Source organism: Daejeonella sp., assembly GCF_030695525.1.
Classification (GTDB): Bacteria; Bacteroidota; Bacteroidia; order Sphingobacteriales; family Sphingobacteriaceae; genus Daejeonella.
Map to the genome: position 1 here is coordinate 49,840 of NZ_JAUYSS010000009.1, position 17,851 is coordinate 67,690.

Annotated in this window: 15 protein-coding genes; 5 read left to right on the plus strand and 10 right to left on the minus strand. The window is 38.8% G+C overall.

The features are described from left to right. The first annotated feature begins 93 nt into the window (after positions 1–93). On the plus strand, positions 94–2,526 hold the full coding sequence (locus Q8S11_RS01410) for a DUF5916 domain-containing protein (RefSeq protein WP_305660288.1): 2,433 nt from the start codon (positions 94–96) through the stop codon (positions 2,524–2,526). Position 2,527: 1 nt separating this feature from the next. Here the strand turns inward: Q8S11_RS01410 and Q8S11_RS01415 are convergent, their stop codons facing one another. From Q8S11_RS01415 to Q8S11_RS01445, 7 genes are all read right to left on the minus strand, one after another. After that, positions 2,528–3,532 (minus strand): DUF3078 domain-containing protein, encoded by a 1,005-nt coding sequence (locus tag Q8S11_RS01415; protein ID WP_305660289.1) that lies wholly within the window; start codon positions 3,530–3,532, stop codon positions 2,528–2,530. A 256-nt stretch (positions 3,533–3,788) separates the two neighbouring features. Further along, positions 3,789–4,103 carry a hypothetical protein gene (locus Q8S11_RS01420; RefSeq protein WP_305660290.1) on the minus strand — a complete coding sequence of 105 codons (315 nt, stop codon included), beginning with the start codon at positions 4,101–4,103 and terminating at the stop codon, positions 3,789–3,791. Positions 4,104–4,128: 25 nt separating this feature from the next. Continuing rightward, on the minus strand, positions 4,129–4,881 hold the full coding sequence (locus Q8S11_RS01425; RefSeq protein ID WP_305660291.1) for a hypothetical protein: 753 nt from the start codon (positions 4,879–4,881) through the stop codon (positions 4,129–4,131). 54 nt (positions 4,882–4,935) lie between these two features. After that, positions 4,936–5,805 (minus strand): glucosaminidase domain-containing protein, encoded by an 870-nt coding sequence (locus tag Q8S11_RS01430; protein WP_305660292.1) that lies wholly within the window; start codon positions 5,803–5,805, stop codon positions 4,936–4,938. Positions 5,806–5,812: 7 nt separating this feature from the next. Beyond that, positions 5,813–6,451 carry an O-methyltransferase gene (locus Q8S11_RS01435; RefSeq protein ID WP_305660293.1) on the minus strand — a complete coding sequence of 213 codons (639 nt, stop codon included), beginning with the start codon at positions 6,449–6,451 and terminating at the stop codon, positions 5,813–5,815. Positions 6,452–6,495: 44 nt separating this feature from the next. Continuing rightward, complete coding sequence (gene ruvX, locus Q8S11_RS01440; RefSeq protein WP_305660294.1) at positions 6,496–6,912, minus strand: Holliday junction resolvase RuvX; 417 nt, start codon at positions 6,910–6,912, stop codon at positions 6,496–6,498. 64 nt (positions 6,913–6,976) lie between these two features. Beyond that, positions 6,977–8,404 carry an aminotransferase class V-fold PLP-dependent enzyme gene (locus tag Q8S11_RS01445; protein WP_305660295.1) on the minus strand — a complete coding sequence of 476 codons (1,428 nt, stop codon included), beginning with the start codon at positions 8,402–8,404 and terminating at the stop codon, positions 6,977–6,979. 149 nt (positions 8,405–8,553) lie between these two features. Between Q8S11_RS01445 and Q8S11_RS01450 the strand changes: the two genes are divergently transcribed. Genes Q8S11_RS01450 through Q8S11_RS01460 form a run of 3 tightly spaced genes read left to right on the plus strand, consistent with a single transcriptional unit; the run spans position 8,554 to position 11,556 of the window. After that, positions 8,554–9,699, plus strand: coding sequence for a hypothetical protein (locus Q8S11_RS01450; protein WP_305660296.1), 1,146 nt, complete (start codon positions 8,554–8,556; stop codon positions 9,697–9,699). A 2-nt stretch (positions 9,700–9,701) separates the two neighbouring features. Further along, positions 9,702–11,075 carry a regulatory iron-sulfur-containing complex subunit RicT gene (locus Q8S11_RS01455; RefSeq protein ID WP_305660297.1) on the plus strand — a complete coding sequence of 458 codons (1,374 nt, stop codon included), beginning with the start codon at positions 9,702–9,704 and terminating at the stop codon, positions 11,073–11,075. Between the two features lie 4 nt (positions 11,076–11,079). After that, positions 11,080–11,556: a gliding motility lipoprotein GldH gene (locus Q8S11_RS01460; protein WP_305660298.1), complete on the plus strand. Its 477-nt coding sequence runs from the start codon at positions 11,080–11,082 to the stop codon at positions 11,554–11,556. A 202-nt stretch (positions 11,557–11,758) separates the two neighbouring features. Here the strand turns inward: Q8S11_RS01460 and murF are convergent, their stop codons facing one another. Beyond that, positions 11,759–13,072: a UDP-N-acetylmuramoyl-tripeptide--D-alanyl-D-alanine ligase gene (gene murF / locus Q8S11_RS01465; protein ID WP_305660299.1), complete on the minus strand. Its 1,314-nt coding sequence runs from the start codon at positions 13,070–13,072 to the stop codon at positions 11,759–11,761. 223 nt (positions 13,073–13,295) lie between these two features. On the opposite strand from murF, the gene Q8S11_RS01470 reads away from it, so the two are divergent. Beyond that, on the plus strand, positions 13,296–15,815 hold the full coding sequence (locus Q8S11_RS01470; RefSeq protein ID WP_305660300.1) for a M14 family metallopeptidase: 2,520 nt from the start codon (positions 13,296–13,298) through the stop codon (positions 15,813–15,815). A gap of 33 nt (positions 15,816–15,848) precedes the next feature. Here Q8S11_RS01470 and Q8S11_RS01475 read toward each other — a convergent pair whose 3' ends face one another. Both Q8S11_RS01475 and Q8S11_RS01480 read right to left on the minus strand, forming a co-directional pair. After that, positions 15,849–17,438 (minus strand): PspC domain-containing protein, encoded by a 1,590-nt coding sequence (locus Q8S11_RS01475; RefSeq protein ID WP_305660301.1) that lies wholly within the window; start codon positions 17,436–17,438, stop codon positions 15,849–15,851. Between the two features lie 21 nt (positions 17,439–17,459). Continuing rightward, positions 17,460–17,816, minus strand: coding sequence for a PadR family transcriptional regulator (locus Q8S11_RS01480; protein ID WP_305660302.1), 357 nt, complete (start codon positions 17,814–17,816; stop codon positions 17,460–17,462). Between the last annotated feature and the right edge of the window lie 35 nt (positions 17,817–17,851).

Sequence of the window (17,851 nt, forward strand, 5' to 3'; positions counted from 1 at the left end):
ATCAAAAAATTGTACATAATAAGAGTAACATTCCCATTGCTAAGACTTAAAGTTTGTAACATTTTAATTCCTTTGCAGCGTTGAAATTTAGGAATGAAATTAAGAATAATAATTGTTTGCATTTTCTGGCTGTTTGGGAATATTTGTGAGGCTCAGGTTGTCAGAAAATTCAACGCGGAACGTACAGATCATTCCCCCAAAATAGATGGGGATTTGAATGACAGGGTTTGGAAAGAGACGGCACCAGCCAGCAATTTCATTGAATTCAAGCCACTTCCCGGACGTCTTGAGCCGGAAGAAAGAAGAACCGAAGTAAAAATTGTTTACGATAATACAGCTATTTACATAGGTGCCAGAATGTATGATGTGCCCGATAGTATTTTCCGGGAGCTAATGCCCAGGGATAATCTGGCAAATTCTGATTTTCTGGGGATTGTATTTGATACCTACCTAGACAGGATTAATGCTTTTGGATTTTATGTAAGTTCTACCGGTACTCAGTTTGATGCTAAATATTCCAATTCGGGAAATGAGGACAAGAATTGGAACGCAGTATGGGATAGTCAGGTAAAAATTGACAGTCTGGGCTGGACGGCTGAATTTAAGATCCCTTATTCTGCGCTCAGGTTTGGTTCTAATGACATTCAGGAGTGGGGTTTACATATGACGCGTCGCCGACATATGAGTAATCAGCAAACCAGCTGGAGTGTTATTGATCCAAAGATCAGCGGGTTTATTAATCAGGAAGGTATATTAAGCGGAATAAAAGGGATCAAATCACCCATCAGGTTATCTTTCTCGCCTTACCTCTCATCTACGGTTAATAATTATCCTCATAATATCATCGGACAGAGTAATACCATCGGTAGTTTTAATGGTGGAATGGATATAAAATATGGTATCAGCCAGAGCTTTACTTTGGATATGACCCTGGTTCCCGACTTTGGTCAGATTCGTTCGGATAATCAGGTTCTTAACCTGAGTCCTTTTGAAGTAAGGTTTAATGAAAACAGACAGTTCTTTACCGAAGGAACCGAATTGTTTAACAAGGGAAATCTTTTTTACTCCAGAAGGATTGGTTCCAATCCTGCCTTTACTGCAAATGTAAGTTCTAAGCTCCTGCCTGGTGAAACTATCCGCGAAAATCCTCCTGAAAGTAAATTACTCAATGCCACTAAAATTTCAGGCCGTTCAGAAAATGGTTTAGGTCTGGGTTTCTTTAATGCTGTTACTAAACGCGGATTTGCAAGAGTTGAAAACAGTTTAGGGGAAGAACGCCTTATTGAAGCTCATCCTTTAAGTAATTACAATATTCTGGTGCTGGATCAGTCCTTAAAAAATAATAGTTCTGTCACCTTTTTGAATACCAATGTCTTACGTCAGGGTTCGGCATATGATGCGAATGTGAGTTCATTTTTAACGAATCTGAACGACCGTAATAACAAGTATTATATTTCCGGGGCAGGTAAGTTTAGTTATGTGGGTGCCGAAGTTCCGGGCGGCTCAAACAATTCCGGGTTTAATTTTGAACTCGGGACAGGAAAGAAAAGTGGAAATTTTACCTGGGGATACGATTTTAATCTGACCGACAATAAATTTGATCCAACAGATCTTGGCTATTTTAACAATAATAATTTCATTCTCAACGCTTTTGACGTAGGTTATAACGTTTATACTCCCGGGAAGCTGTTTAATCGTTTCAATACTTATCTCGGGATCTTTCAAACCCATCGATTTCTGCCAAATGATTTTCAGTCGTCCCGAGCATCCGGAGGAGGATTTTTCGAGTTTAAAAATTTCTGGACACTCAATCTGGATTTCTATAGACAATTTATGGGTAAGGATTTTTATGAACCCAGAGTGGCAGGAAAGGAATTCAATACTCCGGCCAGTACTTATGCTAATTTCAGATTGAGATCTAACCCGATCAGGAAATATAATGCCGGTGTATTCTTTTCTGCCCGACTCAGAGAACAATTTCATGGCGTAGGATATGTGACCGGTTTTTACCAGAATTTTCGGGTTAAGAACAAGCTCTCATTGGGAGTAGATTTCAGTACACAACCTCAGTATGATTATTCTGCATGGTTGGGGCTAAGTAAAGAAAAGGAGATCATTTTTTCCAGATTTGACAGGAATACGATGGAGAGTATGTTTGATGCCACCTATACCTTTAGTAGTAATATGGGGATTATGATCAGGGGAAGACATTATTGGTCGAACCGAAATAATAAAGCTTTTTATTTTCTAAGGGATGACGGGGAATTGCAGAGCCATGATGGCGCTGAGTTCAAGGGTACCCATACGAATTATAATGTCTTTAACATCGATCTGGTTTATTCATGGCGCTTTGCTCCGGGAAGTGAATTGAGCATGGCTTATAAGAATCTTTCGGAAGATATGGAAAGTGATAACAGACCCGGCTATTTCCAAAACTTTGACCGGGTTACTGCTATACCGCAGAATAACAATATTTCATTGAAGATTCTTTATTACGTTGATTATCTGCAACTTGTAAAAAAATAACTTAGTTCGCAAATTTATAAACTAGTCCGAATGCCATGGTCTGACTTCCCTGAATTTTGTTGGCTGTATCATCGTCATAAAGAACAATTCCTGCAAGGGATACATTTATAAGACGGTTTACACTTGCGGTTAATGTCAGATCAAGCCTGTTATCAATACTTGAAAGTTTTTCGTAATTGGCAAACAGGGAGTAACGGCTTTTGAGATTCAGGTTTTTTGCAACGTCTTTATCATAGGAACTAACTAACTGAAAGGCCAGCTCATTTCTGAAACTCTTACCGTGGCTTACCCCAAAATTCTTTGGATTCGTCTTATAAAGTTCGGTATCAAGTACAAAAGTTTGTCGCGCGGTTCCTGTACCAATACGAACGAAAAAATGTTTTACAGGCTTATACTCAAACCCAAGAGATTCTGTCAGATAACCCGGTGCCATAAATTTGGATAGCAGGGTTCGTATTTCATTGCCCTGAGCATCCTTCGAAAAGGAAAATCCCATATCAAATTGTGATTCAAAGTTAAGGGATCCGAAAAAATACCAGCTTTTAGACAATTTTAGCGCAACCTTATTATCGAGGAAAATTCTGTCAATTGTTTTCCTTGCCAGCTGACCTCTATTATTTAATGTTCCGTATTGAAATATAAGCTCAGAAGCAAAGTTTTTATCTTCTTTGGTGTAATCTGTTTTGTATGAAAATTGTCCGCCCAATGCCAGAGAGTTTACTCCTCCTGCACCCCAATTCTCACTGAAAGCAGCCTGATTGATATTTAATCCAAAGGATGTGAGGTTTCGCCAGTAATTTACTTTTAAATCGAGTGAAGAAGCATCACTTAATGCTACCGTTTCAGGGTAGAGTACAGGCCTGCGTACCGGGAGTGTATTTCTTCGGGGATATTGCTTTAAGTCCTTTAAAATAAGAGTATCGCTCTCATTAGTAGTATTTTGTGAATAAGCTAATGAGGCAGATCCGAATATTAAAAAAGAAATTGTTAAAAATCTGAAAAGCATTCAGCAAATAAAAACAAAAAAGCCCTCTTTTTGATATGTTTTTTGATTTTCGTTATATTCTAACGTGAGTTAGATATTAAACTATCTAAAGATTAATATTTAACCACATAGATTGAATTTATAATGCTTTAAAGTAAACATAGATTGTAAATCATATAGATTGAAGCGAATCTTTAAGGCTATCTGTGTCTAAAATGTAGGTTAGAAGCTATAAAATGCTATGTTTCTATGTGGTTTTTAAAATATTATGTCGAGTTTACGTTATTCTCCTCAGATAGGTAGTCCAGCCGGCAAAACTGCGTTCAGATAAATATGAAAGGTTTGAATCATTTTCGTACGCTTCTTTTTCGAATACAATATTCCTGTAGGCTTTCATGTGGTTATGGTAACGAATGAGGTTTATAAGATAGTTCAGGAAATATAGAATATAGAATGGGATGATTAGTAATTCTATTTGCTGCCTGAAATGAATGAGTTCATGATTCATGAGCTGTTTGTTTTGTCTGAACTTTTTCTCTTTTAAAAGTAAAAATGGAAACAATGCCATCCCCTGAACGGGCAAATTGGGCATTTGAATAATTTTAAAATAACTCAATTTAATTTCCTTTTAATGGCTCCAGTCTGTATGCAGCCGGATTTTCAACATAGTATTGATAGGATTTCCTGATATATTCGATTAAATCATAATCGTTTGCTTCCAGGATAAAATAATATCCGGGTTTATATTGCTGCTTAAAATCCCTGAGTTTGTCACCATTCAGTCCCGTTACCCTGTTGATCAGGGTATTGGTAAAACGGTAATCGATCATCGCATCCCGGTAATCTCTTTCTATAATTTTTTGAAGCAGCCTGGCATTCCTACCTTCTCTGCTTAAAAGGTTATATAATGCATTGATACTTAATCCGGCCCCGCCCCCTCTATTACTCCCGCCGGTTGTCAATACATCCTTCACAGTACCCTTACTGTAAGCGGTATTAAACTCTTCCTGACTCGCTTTGAGTTGGTCGGCAGGTGTTTGTATCGAATCCCTAACCACAACTTCCTGTAGCTGAATGCTGTTTCTTTTGAGATAAAAAAGCACGGTGTTTTCAGAATGAATACTTATTGTATCTACACCATAACCCTGTAATGCGGCAACCAGAACATCTCCCACACGGGCATTCGTTTTAAATTCTCCTTTGGTGGTATTATAGAATCCATCCCCGGTTCGGGTATTGTAAATATATACCCTAGTTAAGCGCTGCTTGCTATCCATATCAAAAACAATTCCCTGCACCGTTTTATCCTGTGCCTGCAAACCACTGCCGGTAATGAAGATTAACAGAAAAACAAGGGTGATTTTTTTCATACAATAAAACTAAGTGTTTCAACCAGGAGAAATATGATTTTTAACAATTTTAACTTATTTAGATACAACCAGAAGTTGTCCGGGTTTCAAATTTGTATCTTCCAGACCATTTAGCTGTTTGACCTCATCCATGCTTAGCCCGAATTGCTTTGAAATAGAAGCTAGGGTATCTCCCGATTTTACCTCATGAATTTTCATGATTACACGTGGACGGGGAACTTCTTCCTTTTTTTCCTGTGGAATATTTTTGGCAATTTCTGTAAGTACTCTATCCTCCCGAATGATCTTCTCTGTCTCGGTTTCCATCCGGTCAAAACGATTGAGATTATAACGCTCAATCAGACTAATCAGCAGATCGGCGTAGCGGGGATTTGTTGCATAACCGGCATCCTTAAGACCTGTTGCCCATCCACGATAATCATTTTTATCCAGTTCGAACAGGGGGGCATACCGCTTTCTTTTTAGAAACTCGGTATGATCTTTAAAGGATTCTTCCGGTGAAGAATATACCCTGAAGCAATCATCTTTCTGATCATCATCTTTAAGCATTCTTTTTCCTTTCCATTCCGGTGTACATTTAATTCCGAAATGATTATTTCCTTCAAGTGCAAGTTGACTGTTTCCATTGCCGGATTCCAATATTCCCTGGGCCAGGGTAATACTTGCCGGAATTCCAGAATTATTCATTTCGCGAATCGCGATTTGTTTAAATCGCTCGATGTAGGATATTGCAGTATAGTTTTTAATTTCAGGAATTTGGGTTTCTCTGGATTTTGTTGATTCTGCCTCTTTGGTTTTTGGAGCTGTCACCGGCGTCTGAACCTGTGGACTTGAGCGCTGTTTTTTTAGAATGCCGCATGAACCCATCATTAATATCATACATGGTAAGAGCAGCAATAAAGATTTAATATTAAGGTTTTGCATCTGATTATTATTTTTTTCTGATTAAGTATATACCGTCGCGTACCGGAAGGATGAGTTTCTCTACCCTGGGGTCAGAGCTCACCATTTCGTTAAAATTACTGATGAATGTGGTGGCTGAATCTGTTTTCTTATCTCCAATCACCTTACCACTCCAAAGCACATTATCCACAATTATGAGTCCACCGCTTCTCAGTTTATCAAAAGTTAGCTTATAATAGCTTTCATTATTTTTTTTATCGGCGTCTATAAAAATAAGATCAAATACCTCATTAAGATTCGGAATGATTTCCAGGGCATTTCCAATGTGATACTTAATCTTTGGTCCCAGCCCTGATTTAAGGAAGCTGGCCCGCACCATCTCTTCCAACTCAGCATTAATATCAATCGTATGCAGAATACCATCCTCGCTCAGACCTTCAGCAAGACATAAGCTTGCATATCCGGTAAATGTACCAACCTCCAGAATTCTTCTTGGACAGATCATTTTACTAAGCATGCTAAGCACCCGGCCCTGATAATGACCTGAAAGCATCCGTGGCAAGGAAACTTTAAGATGGGTTTCGCGGTCTATCTGTTTAAGCAAATCACTTTCAGGATCGCAGGAGCTTTCCAGGTAGCTTTTAAGTTCATCGCTGAGTAAATCCATGCTGTAAAGATAAGAAATTGCATTTAGCCGAAGGAGCCGGATGCCTAGCCCAGACTTTTCTTTTCGAGATATGTCTGCAGGATAATTGTCGCTGAAATCGTATCCAGACGTTCCTTATTCTGGCGGTCTGTTTTTTTAAATCCGCTTAGAGCCACCACGGCTGAGGCCATTTTGGATGTAAACCGTTCATCAATCCGTTCGATGGGAATTTCCGGGAAATGCTTTTTAAGTGTAGTAATGAAGCCTTTTATTTGGGGTGTGGACTGTGATGGGCTTCCATCCATTTGCCTGGGTTCACCTACTACGAAAAGTTCAACCTGCTCTGCTGAGAGGTATTTTTTCAGATAATCAATAATGTCTTTGGGATGAATGGTATCCAGCCCGGTAGCTATGATCTGCAAGGGATCAGTTACAGCGATTCCAATGCGTTTAGTACCGTAATCAAAAGCTAGTATGCGCATAGGCCATTAAAATTTTATCAAATAAATATAGGAGATTTAAAGTGTCTCCGAAGCAGACCCTTGCTTATTCCAAAGCAAATTTCTCACAAAGCGCTATCGTACTTTTAACATCCTCGAGTGTCGTTCTGGGGTTGATCAAACACATTCTCAAAACAACTTGACCAAGCAGAATGGTGGTAACCAATAGCGCTTCGCCCGACGCCATCATTTTTGCGGCTATTTTTTGATTGATCAGATCTATTTTCTTTTCAGATAAATTCTCTTTTACCGGATTGTATCTGAAATTGATGATGGCCAGAGTAGCAGGAGATACGACCTCCCATTTGTCACTCTTTCTAAGTTCAGTCTCTACCTGCTCAGCAAGATTAATATTGTAGTCAATGGCCTCCCTGAAAGCTTTGAGCCCGAAGGTTTTAATCGACATATAAAACTTCAATGCCCTGAAGTGCCGGGTCAGTTCAATACCGTGATCATAAAAGTTGATCTCCGATTCATTCCCTTCAATATCCCTCAGATACACTGGTTTTTCAGTAAATGTGCCACTTAAGCTTTTATGATCGCGAACCAGCAGACAACCGATTTCATAAGGCTGGAAAAGCCATTTATGAGGATCTATCGTCAATGAATCAGCTTTATCAATACCTTTAAGAAGCTTCTTGCCATTTTTTGATAAAATAACAGCAGCACCAAAGGCACCATCCACATGGAGCCAGATATTTTCCTTTTTGCAGATGGCTGCGAGTTCTTCCAGCGGATCTACCGTTCCGGTATTGGTTGTGCCTGAAGAGGCGATCAGGCAGAATGGTTTTAATCCTTCTATTTTATCGCGGGCTATTGCATTTTTCAATTTATTAATTGAAAACTTAAATTCCATATCGGTTGGAATTATCCGGATCTGTTCCTTTTTAAAACCCAGGATATTGATCGCTTTAATATTTGAGGAATGTGCCTGATCTGATAAATAGATAATTGCTTTCGAAAAATCCTCCCCACATTTCACTTTTCTGGCGGTGGCCAGAGCAGTTAAATTTGCCATTGAACCACCACTGGTAAAGATACCCCCTCCCTTTTTTACCGGGAAATTAAAGAGTTTTAGCATCCAGTTCAGAGTGCTGATCTCAAGCCCGGCAGCAGCTGCAGAACCTACCCATCCCCCCGCGAAAATATTAAAACCTGTTGCCAGTGTATCAGACATCACACTGATGAAATTACTCGGTCCGGGAACAAATGCATAGCTTTTTGGATGGGTCATTACATTGCTTTGTGTCATGACGTTTTTAAGAACAAAGTTCAAAACCTCTGTCGCAGGCATCGGATTTTCAGGAGCCTCTTCAGAAAAAAGTTTGTCCATCTCTATGCGGCTGGCATTGGATACAGGTAGTTTTTTATCCTGTGTTTCAAAATGTTCGATAACAGCATCAACAACCTTGTAGCCAAAGTCTTTCATGGCTTCTTTTGAAAGCCTTAATCCCTGATTTTTAATAGATTTCAACGAGAAATAATAATTAGTTGAGGCAAAACTATGTATTTTGAACCATGTTAATGACATATAATTTCCAGCCTCCCAAGTATTCTGACCATTTTACTATCAACCTTCCCGAATTACCTGTGTCTAAAACGTAATTTTTCTTATTTTGCACCATGCTGTTTCAGGAAGTTATTGGTCAGAATGCGATAAAGGAACAACTGATTCAATCAGTTATTGAGAATAGGGTAAGTCATGCGCAATTATTTCTTGGTCCTGAAGGTTCAGGCAGTTTCGCACTAGCCCTGGCTTATGCCCAATATATTTCATGTACTGAAAGAACTGCAACAGACAGTTGCGGCAATTGTTCTTCCTGCAGGAAATATAATAAGCTGATACATCCTGACCTTCATTTTTCCTATCCATTTTTCAGAGGAGGGGAAAAGGAAGATTCAATGGCCGACCTCGGCGAGTGGCGTGAACTGGTATTGGGCAATCCCTATTTTGACCTCGATGAATGGCGTCTTCGGCTGGATGCTCAGAACAAACAACCCAATATTAACAAAGCCGAATGTCTGAATATTCTGCACCGGCTTTCATTAAAAGCCTTTGAATCGGAGTATAAGACTATGATTATCTGGCTTCCCGAATATCTGAAGAATGAGGGGAACCGGCTTTTAAAAACATTGGAGGAACCGGCTAGTAAAACACTTATTATTTTGGTCGCACAAAATCAGGATCAGATCTTAAATACCATTATTTCCAGAACACAGTTAGTTAAGATACCGGCTTTAAAGAATGAAGATATTGTGCGTTATCTTATTGACAATAAGGACATATCTGAAACCCAGGCTTCCCGCATAGCCTATTTGAGTGATGGCAATATGCAGGCTGCCCTGAATCTTTTGAAAGAAGATGATCATGATGATTTCAGGAATTTTTCGAACTGGATGCGGTTGACCTTTGCCGATAAAGGAGCTCAGATCATCGATTTTGTTGATCAGCTTTCTAAACTGGGTCGGGAGAACCAGAAAAATATGTTGCGTTATGGAGTTCAGATGATCCGCGAATGCATTATGTTGATGTCAGGTGCAGAATCATTAGTACATTTACCATCAATAGAGCTGGATTTTGTTAAAAATTTCAGCAAACAACTGGATCTTGCTAAATGCGAAGCCCTGGTAAATGAACTGGAAAAGGCTCATTATCACATTGAACGTAATGCAAATCCGAAAATTTTATTTTTAGATGTATCTTTACAGTTCGTTAAAATTTTAAAGTTTAATACGCTCCCTGCGGGGACTCAATATATATTGAATTAGATATGGGATGTGGTAGTTGTTCAACGGGTGGCTGTGCCCCAGCCGGATGCAAGAGTAATGGTTCATGCCTTACAAATGGTTGCAGTAAATTAGATGTTTATGATTGGTTGTCGCATATGGATATGCCTTCTAATTTTAAACCCTTTAATATCATAGAAATTAAATTCAAGGGCTCGCGAAAGGAGTTCTTTCTAAATACCGAAAATTTATACCTCGAAGCCGGGGAGCTGGTAGCTGTTGAAACCACTACCGGTGGGTTTGATATTGGGCATGTTTCCCTAACCGGAGAGCTGGTTCGTATGCAGCTTAAAAAGAGGCATGTACGTACAGATGATGTATTAAAAAAGATCTATCGAAAAGCTACTCCAACAGATGTAGAAAAATGGAAGGTTTCAAAGGATCTCGAGTTTGAAACTATGCACAAAGCAAGGGTTTTGGCAAAGGAACTTGGCCTGGCAATGAAACTGAGTGATGTGGATTATCAGGGTGACCGGACTAAAGCTACATTTTATTATACCGCCGAGGGTCGGGTTGATTTCAGGGAGCTCATTAAAAAAATGGCAGAGACCTTCCGGATCCGTATTGAGATGCGGCAAATTGGAATGCGTCAGGAAGCCAGCCGGCTGGGGGGCATAGGCTCTTGCGGCCGTGAACTATGTTGTTCAACCTGGTTAACAGATTTTAAGACAGTATCGACTTCTGCGGCAAGATATCAGAACCTTTCTTTGAATACACTTAAACTTGCCGGGCAGTGCGGCAAATTAAAATGCTGTTTGAATTATGAGTTGGATACCTATATGGATGCTCTTAGGGATATTCCTGATAATGTGGAACGCCTCGAAACAATGACCGGGACGGTAAGACATCAGAAAACAGATATATTCAAGAAACTGATGTGGTTTAGTTATCCAAATGATGATAACTGGATTCCGGTAGATATTGCCAGAGTAAAAGAGGTTCAGAAACTAAATAAAGAGGGAATTAAACCGGAATATTTGAAAGTAGAGCTTGCCGAAGAAGATAAACCTGTTGTTGCTAAGGTGTTTGATTACGAAAATGTAGTTGGGCAGGATAGCCTGACCCGTCTTGATAACAAGGGTGGAAAGAACAAGAAAAGTAATCGCAACAAGAACCGAAATAAACCCAAAGGACCCGGTGCCCCACAAGCAGGTACAGCTACACCTGCCGGACAGGAAACGGCTGAAAGGGTACCAAAGCCTCATAATCCTAATCAGCAACAAAGACCAGCAGGTCCGCAAGTTGAAAGACCTGAAGGCCCAAACCGAAATAATAAACGAAGGAAAAATTTCAGGAATAACAACAACCGTGAAAAGCCTGCTGGAGATCAGGCAGCAGGAGGGAAACCTACAGAATAATTTAATGAAGCCGGTTAAAATATTGTTTTTATTTGTTGCTTTATTGGCGACCTTCCTGGCTTCCTGTCAGGATCAGTCGGCAATTGTAGATACCAATATTGAACTGGATAAGCATAACTGGTCTTATACAGAGAAAGTCAAAATTCCATTGCGCATTGAGGCAACAGATATATCCTATAACTTTTACCTCAACCTCCGGCATACCTCAGATTATAAGTATTCAAATATTTTTATGCTGATCCATATTATTGGGCCTGATGGAAAAAAAACAACTGAAAGAAGAGAGTTTAAACTGGCTCTTCCCGATGGAGAGTGGTTGGGCAGCGGATCGGGGAATTTATACAGTTATCAGATCTTATTTAAGGAAGGCCATAAATTTTCTTTACCTGGGAATTATGTTATTGAACTGGAACAGAATATGAGGGATAATCCGCTTGACTATGTAACTGATGCCGGAATCAGGGTAGAAAAGGCTAAATAGATGAATGCATTTAAAAAGTTTCTGACCAGCACTTATTACAACTATTTAACAATATTTCTGATTGCTTTCTGCCTTTTTTCAGTATTAATATTTGAGCCAGGGCATCCTCTTTATGTTTTTTCATTCCTTTGTGCACCTGTTATTTTAATACTTCAGCAATACCGAAAAAATCTGATCAAAAAATCTGGAACGAAGCCCTGAATTACAGTACTGGCAATAATATTTCAAGCTTCATTCCTCTGGATCCTTTAACAAGAACTGTACAATTTTTTATCGGATTTTTCTCCAGTGCCTGCTGTGTCTCCTGAACCGTTCTAAAAAATTCAGCAGTATTACTTCCTTTCAGTTTATAGAACTCTTCTCCAATAAAAATCTTTCGGACTGTATTAACCGTCAATGCCTTATCCAGAATCAATTGATGTTCTCTGATTGCTTCATTTCCCAGTTCAAACATATCACCTAAAATTATTGCTTTAGAATCGGTATTCATTGATTCAAGGTTATTTAAAGCTACGATCATACTGCTTGGATTTGCATTATAATAATCGCAGATTATTGTATTCTGTTCAGTTTTTAATAACTGGGAGCGGTTATTTAGAGGATGGTAAGAGCTAATCCCGGTATTGATTTGTTCGGGACTAAGATTAAAATAGCTGCCCACACAGATAGCAGAAACTATATTATCAAAATTATAGATTCCGGGTAAATTTGATTTTGCTGTAAAGCTGTTCTTATCAGAAGGTTCGCCATTGCTTTCCCAGATTATCTCGAGAAAGGGTGAAGAAGCTATTAGTCTTGCGCTTGTGAAATTATCCTTTCCTGAGCCATAGCTTACTATGTTTTCAAGTCTGCGTTCAACACACATTTCTTTCAAAACCTGATCATCAGCATTGATGAATATAGTACCCCCGGTTTTCGCTATGAATTCATAAAGTTCACCCTTCCCAATTCTGACTCCTTCAATTCCACCGAATCCCTCTAAATGTGCTTTACCAACATTTGTGATCAGTCCCTGTGTAGGCTGAGAAATTTCACAAAGAAAGCCGATCTCTTTCTGATGGTTTGCCCCCATTTCAATGATTGCAATTTCGCAGGAATCATCTATTGATAAAACACTTAATGGGACCCCAATATGGTTATTCAGGTTTCCTTCTGTTGCGAAGGTTTTAAACTGTTGTGAAAGTACAGATCTTATTAACTCCTTGGTAGTGGTTTTTCCATTGCTTCCTGTAATCCCGATTACCGGGATGCTGAGCTGTTTCCGATGAAATCTGGCAAGGTCCTGAAGTGTTTCCAAAACATCCGACACGAGTATAAAGTGCTCATTTACAGCATATTTTTTATCATCGATTATTGCAAAGGCTGCACCGCTTTCAATGGCCTTAAGGGCAAACTCATTACCATCGAAATGATCCCCCTTCAACGCAAAGAACAGACATGATTTACTGATCTTTCTGGTATCAGTACAAATTATCGGATGCTTCCTGTATACCTTATATAACTGTTCAATATTCATTTTGGATAGCTTGGTACAATAATAATACTTTTGTTCCTCTCAGGCGAAGAATTTGGTAATTATGCGATTCTCTCGTACATTCGGGAGATTTCTTTAGGCTTTAAAATGGCTGAATGACACTCATACCGGTATAATTGCTTCAATTTATGCTGTTCAATCTATGCTGTTTTATGTCCTTCCGTTTTGACCTGGGATATTACCAATTATAAACACAGAATTCCGGATGAAAAAATATTTTATTCTGCTCCTCTTTTTAACAGGACTGCAATTGAATGGATTTGCCCAAAAAATTCAATCACCATCCGAATTTCTCGGTTATCGGCTGGGGGATCAATTTACTCCACATTACAGGGTGCTTGAATATTACAAATATCTGGCTTCCGTCTCAAAGAATATCAAGTTGCAGGATTATGGCAAAACAAATGAAGGCCGACCTTTATTTCTTGCTTTTGTTGGTTCGGATTCAAATATTTCCCGTCTTGAAGAGATCAGAAAGAATAATATGAAACTTACCGGAATTAAAGATGGCTTAAATACCACAGTGGCTGGAGAAGTATTAAAAGATCAACCGATATTGGTATGGTTTAGTTACAATGTTCACGGAAACGAATCTGTATCAACAGAAGCTTCATTACAAACCGTTTTTGATCTTCTAGACCCTTCCAATTCAAGAACTAAAGAATGGTTAAAAAATTCTTTGCTTATTCTTGATCCTTGTTTAAACCCTGATGGAAGGGAGCGTTACGTTAATTTTTATAATCCAATTAAAAATTCGATTCCAGATGCCCTTCCTTTTGCCCGTGAGCATATGGAACCATGGCCTGGAGGCAGGTCCAATCATTATTATTTTGATTTGAACCGCGACTGGGTATGGCAAAGTCAGGTCGAATCCCAACAGCGGCTAGCGGTTTATAATCAATGGCTTCCGCAGGTTCATGTTGATTTTCATGAACAGGGAATTAATAATCCATATTATTTTGCTCCGGCGGCCGAACCCTACCATCAGGACATCAGCAAATGGCAGCGGGAATTTCAAACAATTATTGGTAAGAATAATGCACGCTACTTCGATCAAAATGGTTGGATGTATTTTACCAGAGAGAATTTTGATTTGCTATATCCTTCTTATGGAGATACTTACCCGGTATATAACGGTTCAATAGGAATGACTTATGAACAGGGTGGCTCAGGAAGAGCAGGGCTTGCAGTAATCAATGCCGAGGGTGATACTTTAACCCTTAAAGACCGGATTGATCACCATCATACATCAGGTCTTTCAACATTGGAAGCGGCTTCCCAAAATGCTGAACAAGCGCTTATAGAATTTAAGAATTATTTTACATCAAGCAAATCAAATCCTCCCGGGGTTTATAAATCCTACATTATCAAGGGCGATAATACTGAGAAGATAAAATCTCTTGCCACATTGCTTCAAAGGAATGGAATTGAATTTGGTTTTGGTATTGCAAAGGGGGCTCAGGGTTATAATTATTTCAATGGGAAAACGGAAAGTTTCAGGGTCGAACAAACGGATATGGTGCTTAGCGCCCATCAGCCCAAATCAGTACTTCTGAAAGTTTTGTTTGAGCCAAATACATTTGTGTCAGATTCGGCAACCTATGATATTACCGCATGGTCATTGCCTTATGCTCACGGACTTCAGGCTTATGCAACGAAAGAATCCATTAAACCTGAAACTAGCCTTATCCCGGAAAGCAGTGTTTCTGCTGCTACAGTCTCAAATCCGGTTGCCTATATCGCGAACTGGAATTCTATCGCCGATGTGAAATTTCTGGCTGAATTGCTAAATAATGGGATAAAAGTAAGGTATTCCGAAATTCCATTTGAAACTTCCGGAAGGCGCTTTAATTCCGGCTCCCTAATCATTACCCGAAACGGAAACAGTACAATTAGTAGTGGATTTGAGAAGACAGTGAATGAAATTGCAAAAAAAACAGGAATTAGCCTTTTTGCGATTCCTACTGCATATGTAGATAAGGGGGCAGATCTTGGGTCTAGTAAGGTTCGATTTATAAAAAAACCCAGGGTCGTTGTGGTTGGCGGGGAAACGGTTTCTTCACTTTCTCTGGGTGAGATATGGCATTTTTTCGAGCAGGAGATTGGATATCCCGTAACGATTGTAAGGCCGCAGGACCTGAATATGATCAACTGGAATGAGTTTGATGTTCTCATTTTTCCTGATGGCAAATATAGTGACATGGGGAATGAGAAAATGCTGCAATGGATTCGGGGTGGTGGAAAGCTTATTGCTATGAAAAATGCTGTCTCAGATCTGGCCGGCAAAAGAGGTTTTGATCTGAAGAATAAGGATGAGGCCAAAAAGGAAGAAAAGAACATTTATGAAGATCTCAAAGCTTATGAACAAAGAGAAAGGGAGAACGTAAGTACAAATATTCCGGGAGCTATTTATAAAATCGATTTAGACAATACACATCCATTGGGATTTGGTTTTCCAAACTTTTATTATACTTTAAAACTTGATGATAAAGTTTATAAGTATCTGACTGCTGGATGGAATGTGGGCACAATTAAAAAAGATAATTATGTTACTGGTTTTGTAGGAGTACAGGCAAAGAAAAAACTAGCTGATGGTCTGATCTTCGGCGTTCAGGAAATGGGCAACGGTTCAGTTGTATATATGGCTGATAATCCTTTATTCAGAGGTTTTTGGGAAAATGGTAAATTGTTATTCAGCAATGCCGTGTTTATGGTAGGACATTAAATGAACCTAACCCCGGACCTGATCCGGGGTTTCTTAAAATTGTGCTTCCTGCTCTGGCTTATTTCTACTCTGATCATACAAGCTGTCATTTTTGCATTTTAAACCATTGGTTGTCATAATCCATTCTGAAAGGAAATCACTTTTTGCATCTTGTGGCTGACATTCCCATAGGCTATAATCTTCAAGATACCTGTTTAATGTGCCTTCAATGAAAAGTGTAGTACTTTCGGGAATACTTAGAATCAGATGAACATTCTGGTCGCGCCATAATTCTCCTTTTTGAAGATGGGTATTACCATCAATTAATAGCAGGGAATCAGTTTGGATATAACTATGTTTTGCTCGCTGTGCATTGTATAATGCTGTTTCAAAATCCGGACCCTTGGCCCTGAATTCCTGTATAATTATTGGAGTGCTTATATTTGCTTTTACAATTTTCAAACTTACATTTCTAGGTAAATTAAACTGCCCTCTTCTGGAATTCAGAATGATGCGGCCCTTAAAATCATTAGGGTCTATATTATAATCAATACTATCTTCTTTTGTAAGATATTGAACAGGATTTAGTTTCAAATAAAAGGTTTTTGATGGTTTTAAATTTGATTTTACAGAGTATTGAGCTTCTTCATTGAATTCAGAACCAATCTTTGAAACATGATACACTCCAATCCCTAAACTTGCAAGCCATATAATCAGCATTCCGAAGTAAACAGTTTTTGAAACTTCAAAATGAGCAAACAATACTCTGATTGCAAATACAACGAGTGCTGCAATCGGAATAAATAACAGGGTAAATGCCGATAATGTAATAATAGATTTATATCCCGGATTTACTACATTAAAAGGAAAGGTGTTTAACTGGTTACCGTTCCAATAGCCCAAAAAGGTAATCAGACCAATTCCTAGAACAAATAAGCCGGTGACTCCCGCTAGTATGATAATCGCGCCGATAAATTTTACGAAAATCATCCCGGCTTTGCCGATAAACTTCGCCAAAGAGTGAATTGCCGGTTTTGCTTCTTTTCGTGCTGTTTTGAGTCCGCTTTTTAAACTTTCAATCTCCTCATCAAAGTTCTTTTTAAAATTCTGAATATTGATTGGCTCTCCTTTCATTGCCATTTTATCCACCCTGGTTCTAGCCTTGGGGATAACAAGCCATAAAATAATATACACCGGAATACCTATGCCCATAAATAAGGTTATGATTGCAATCAGTCTGATCCACTTTGGCTCTACGCCAAAATAATGCCCAATTCCTGAACATACACCACTGATTATGCTGTCCTCAATATCCCTGAATAATTTCTTTTCTGTTTTAAATGCGCCGGTTGACAAGCGGATGCTTGGATCCTCTTCATCTACATCGAAATCATCAACATTACCCATTTTTTCAGTCACAAACTCAACGTCTTCGATAATGATTACCTGTTTATGATCATACTTCAACTTTTCAAGAAACATTTCTGCCAGTCGGTTTTCAATATCCGTGACAATCTCTTCACTATCGGCGGAATAAGCAAAATGCCTTTTTACACCGGTCATATAAGTCCTCAGCATTTCATATGCATCTTCCTCAATATGGAAAACAATCCCATTAATATTGATTATAATAGTTTTATTCATGGTATTAATGTTAGCAATTTTTTAGAAATTTTCTTTATTGGATTCGATAATTCTGTTATTTAATGATACCTCCACAGCATAAGATAACTCAGACCAGGTATTATCCAAGCGTTTCAACACTTCCTGACCCGCTGGCGACAAGGTGTAATATTTTCTGGGTGGACCCGATGTCGACTCCTGCCAGTTATAGACCAACAGTCCGTTATTCTTTAAGCGCGTTAATAGGGGATATATAGTACCCTCTACGACAATTAAGCGGGCATTTGTTAGTTCGGAAATGATATCTGATGCATAAATTTCCCCTCGGGAGATTATGGAAAGAATACAATATTCAAGTATTCCTTTCCTCATTTGAGTTTGGCTGTTTTCAACTATCATATAACAAAGATATATGCTTTGGTTGGTAATATGCA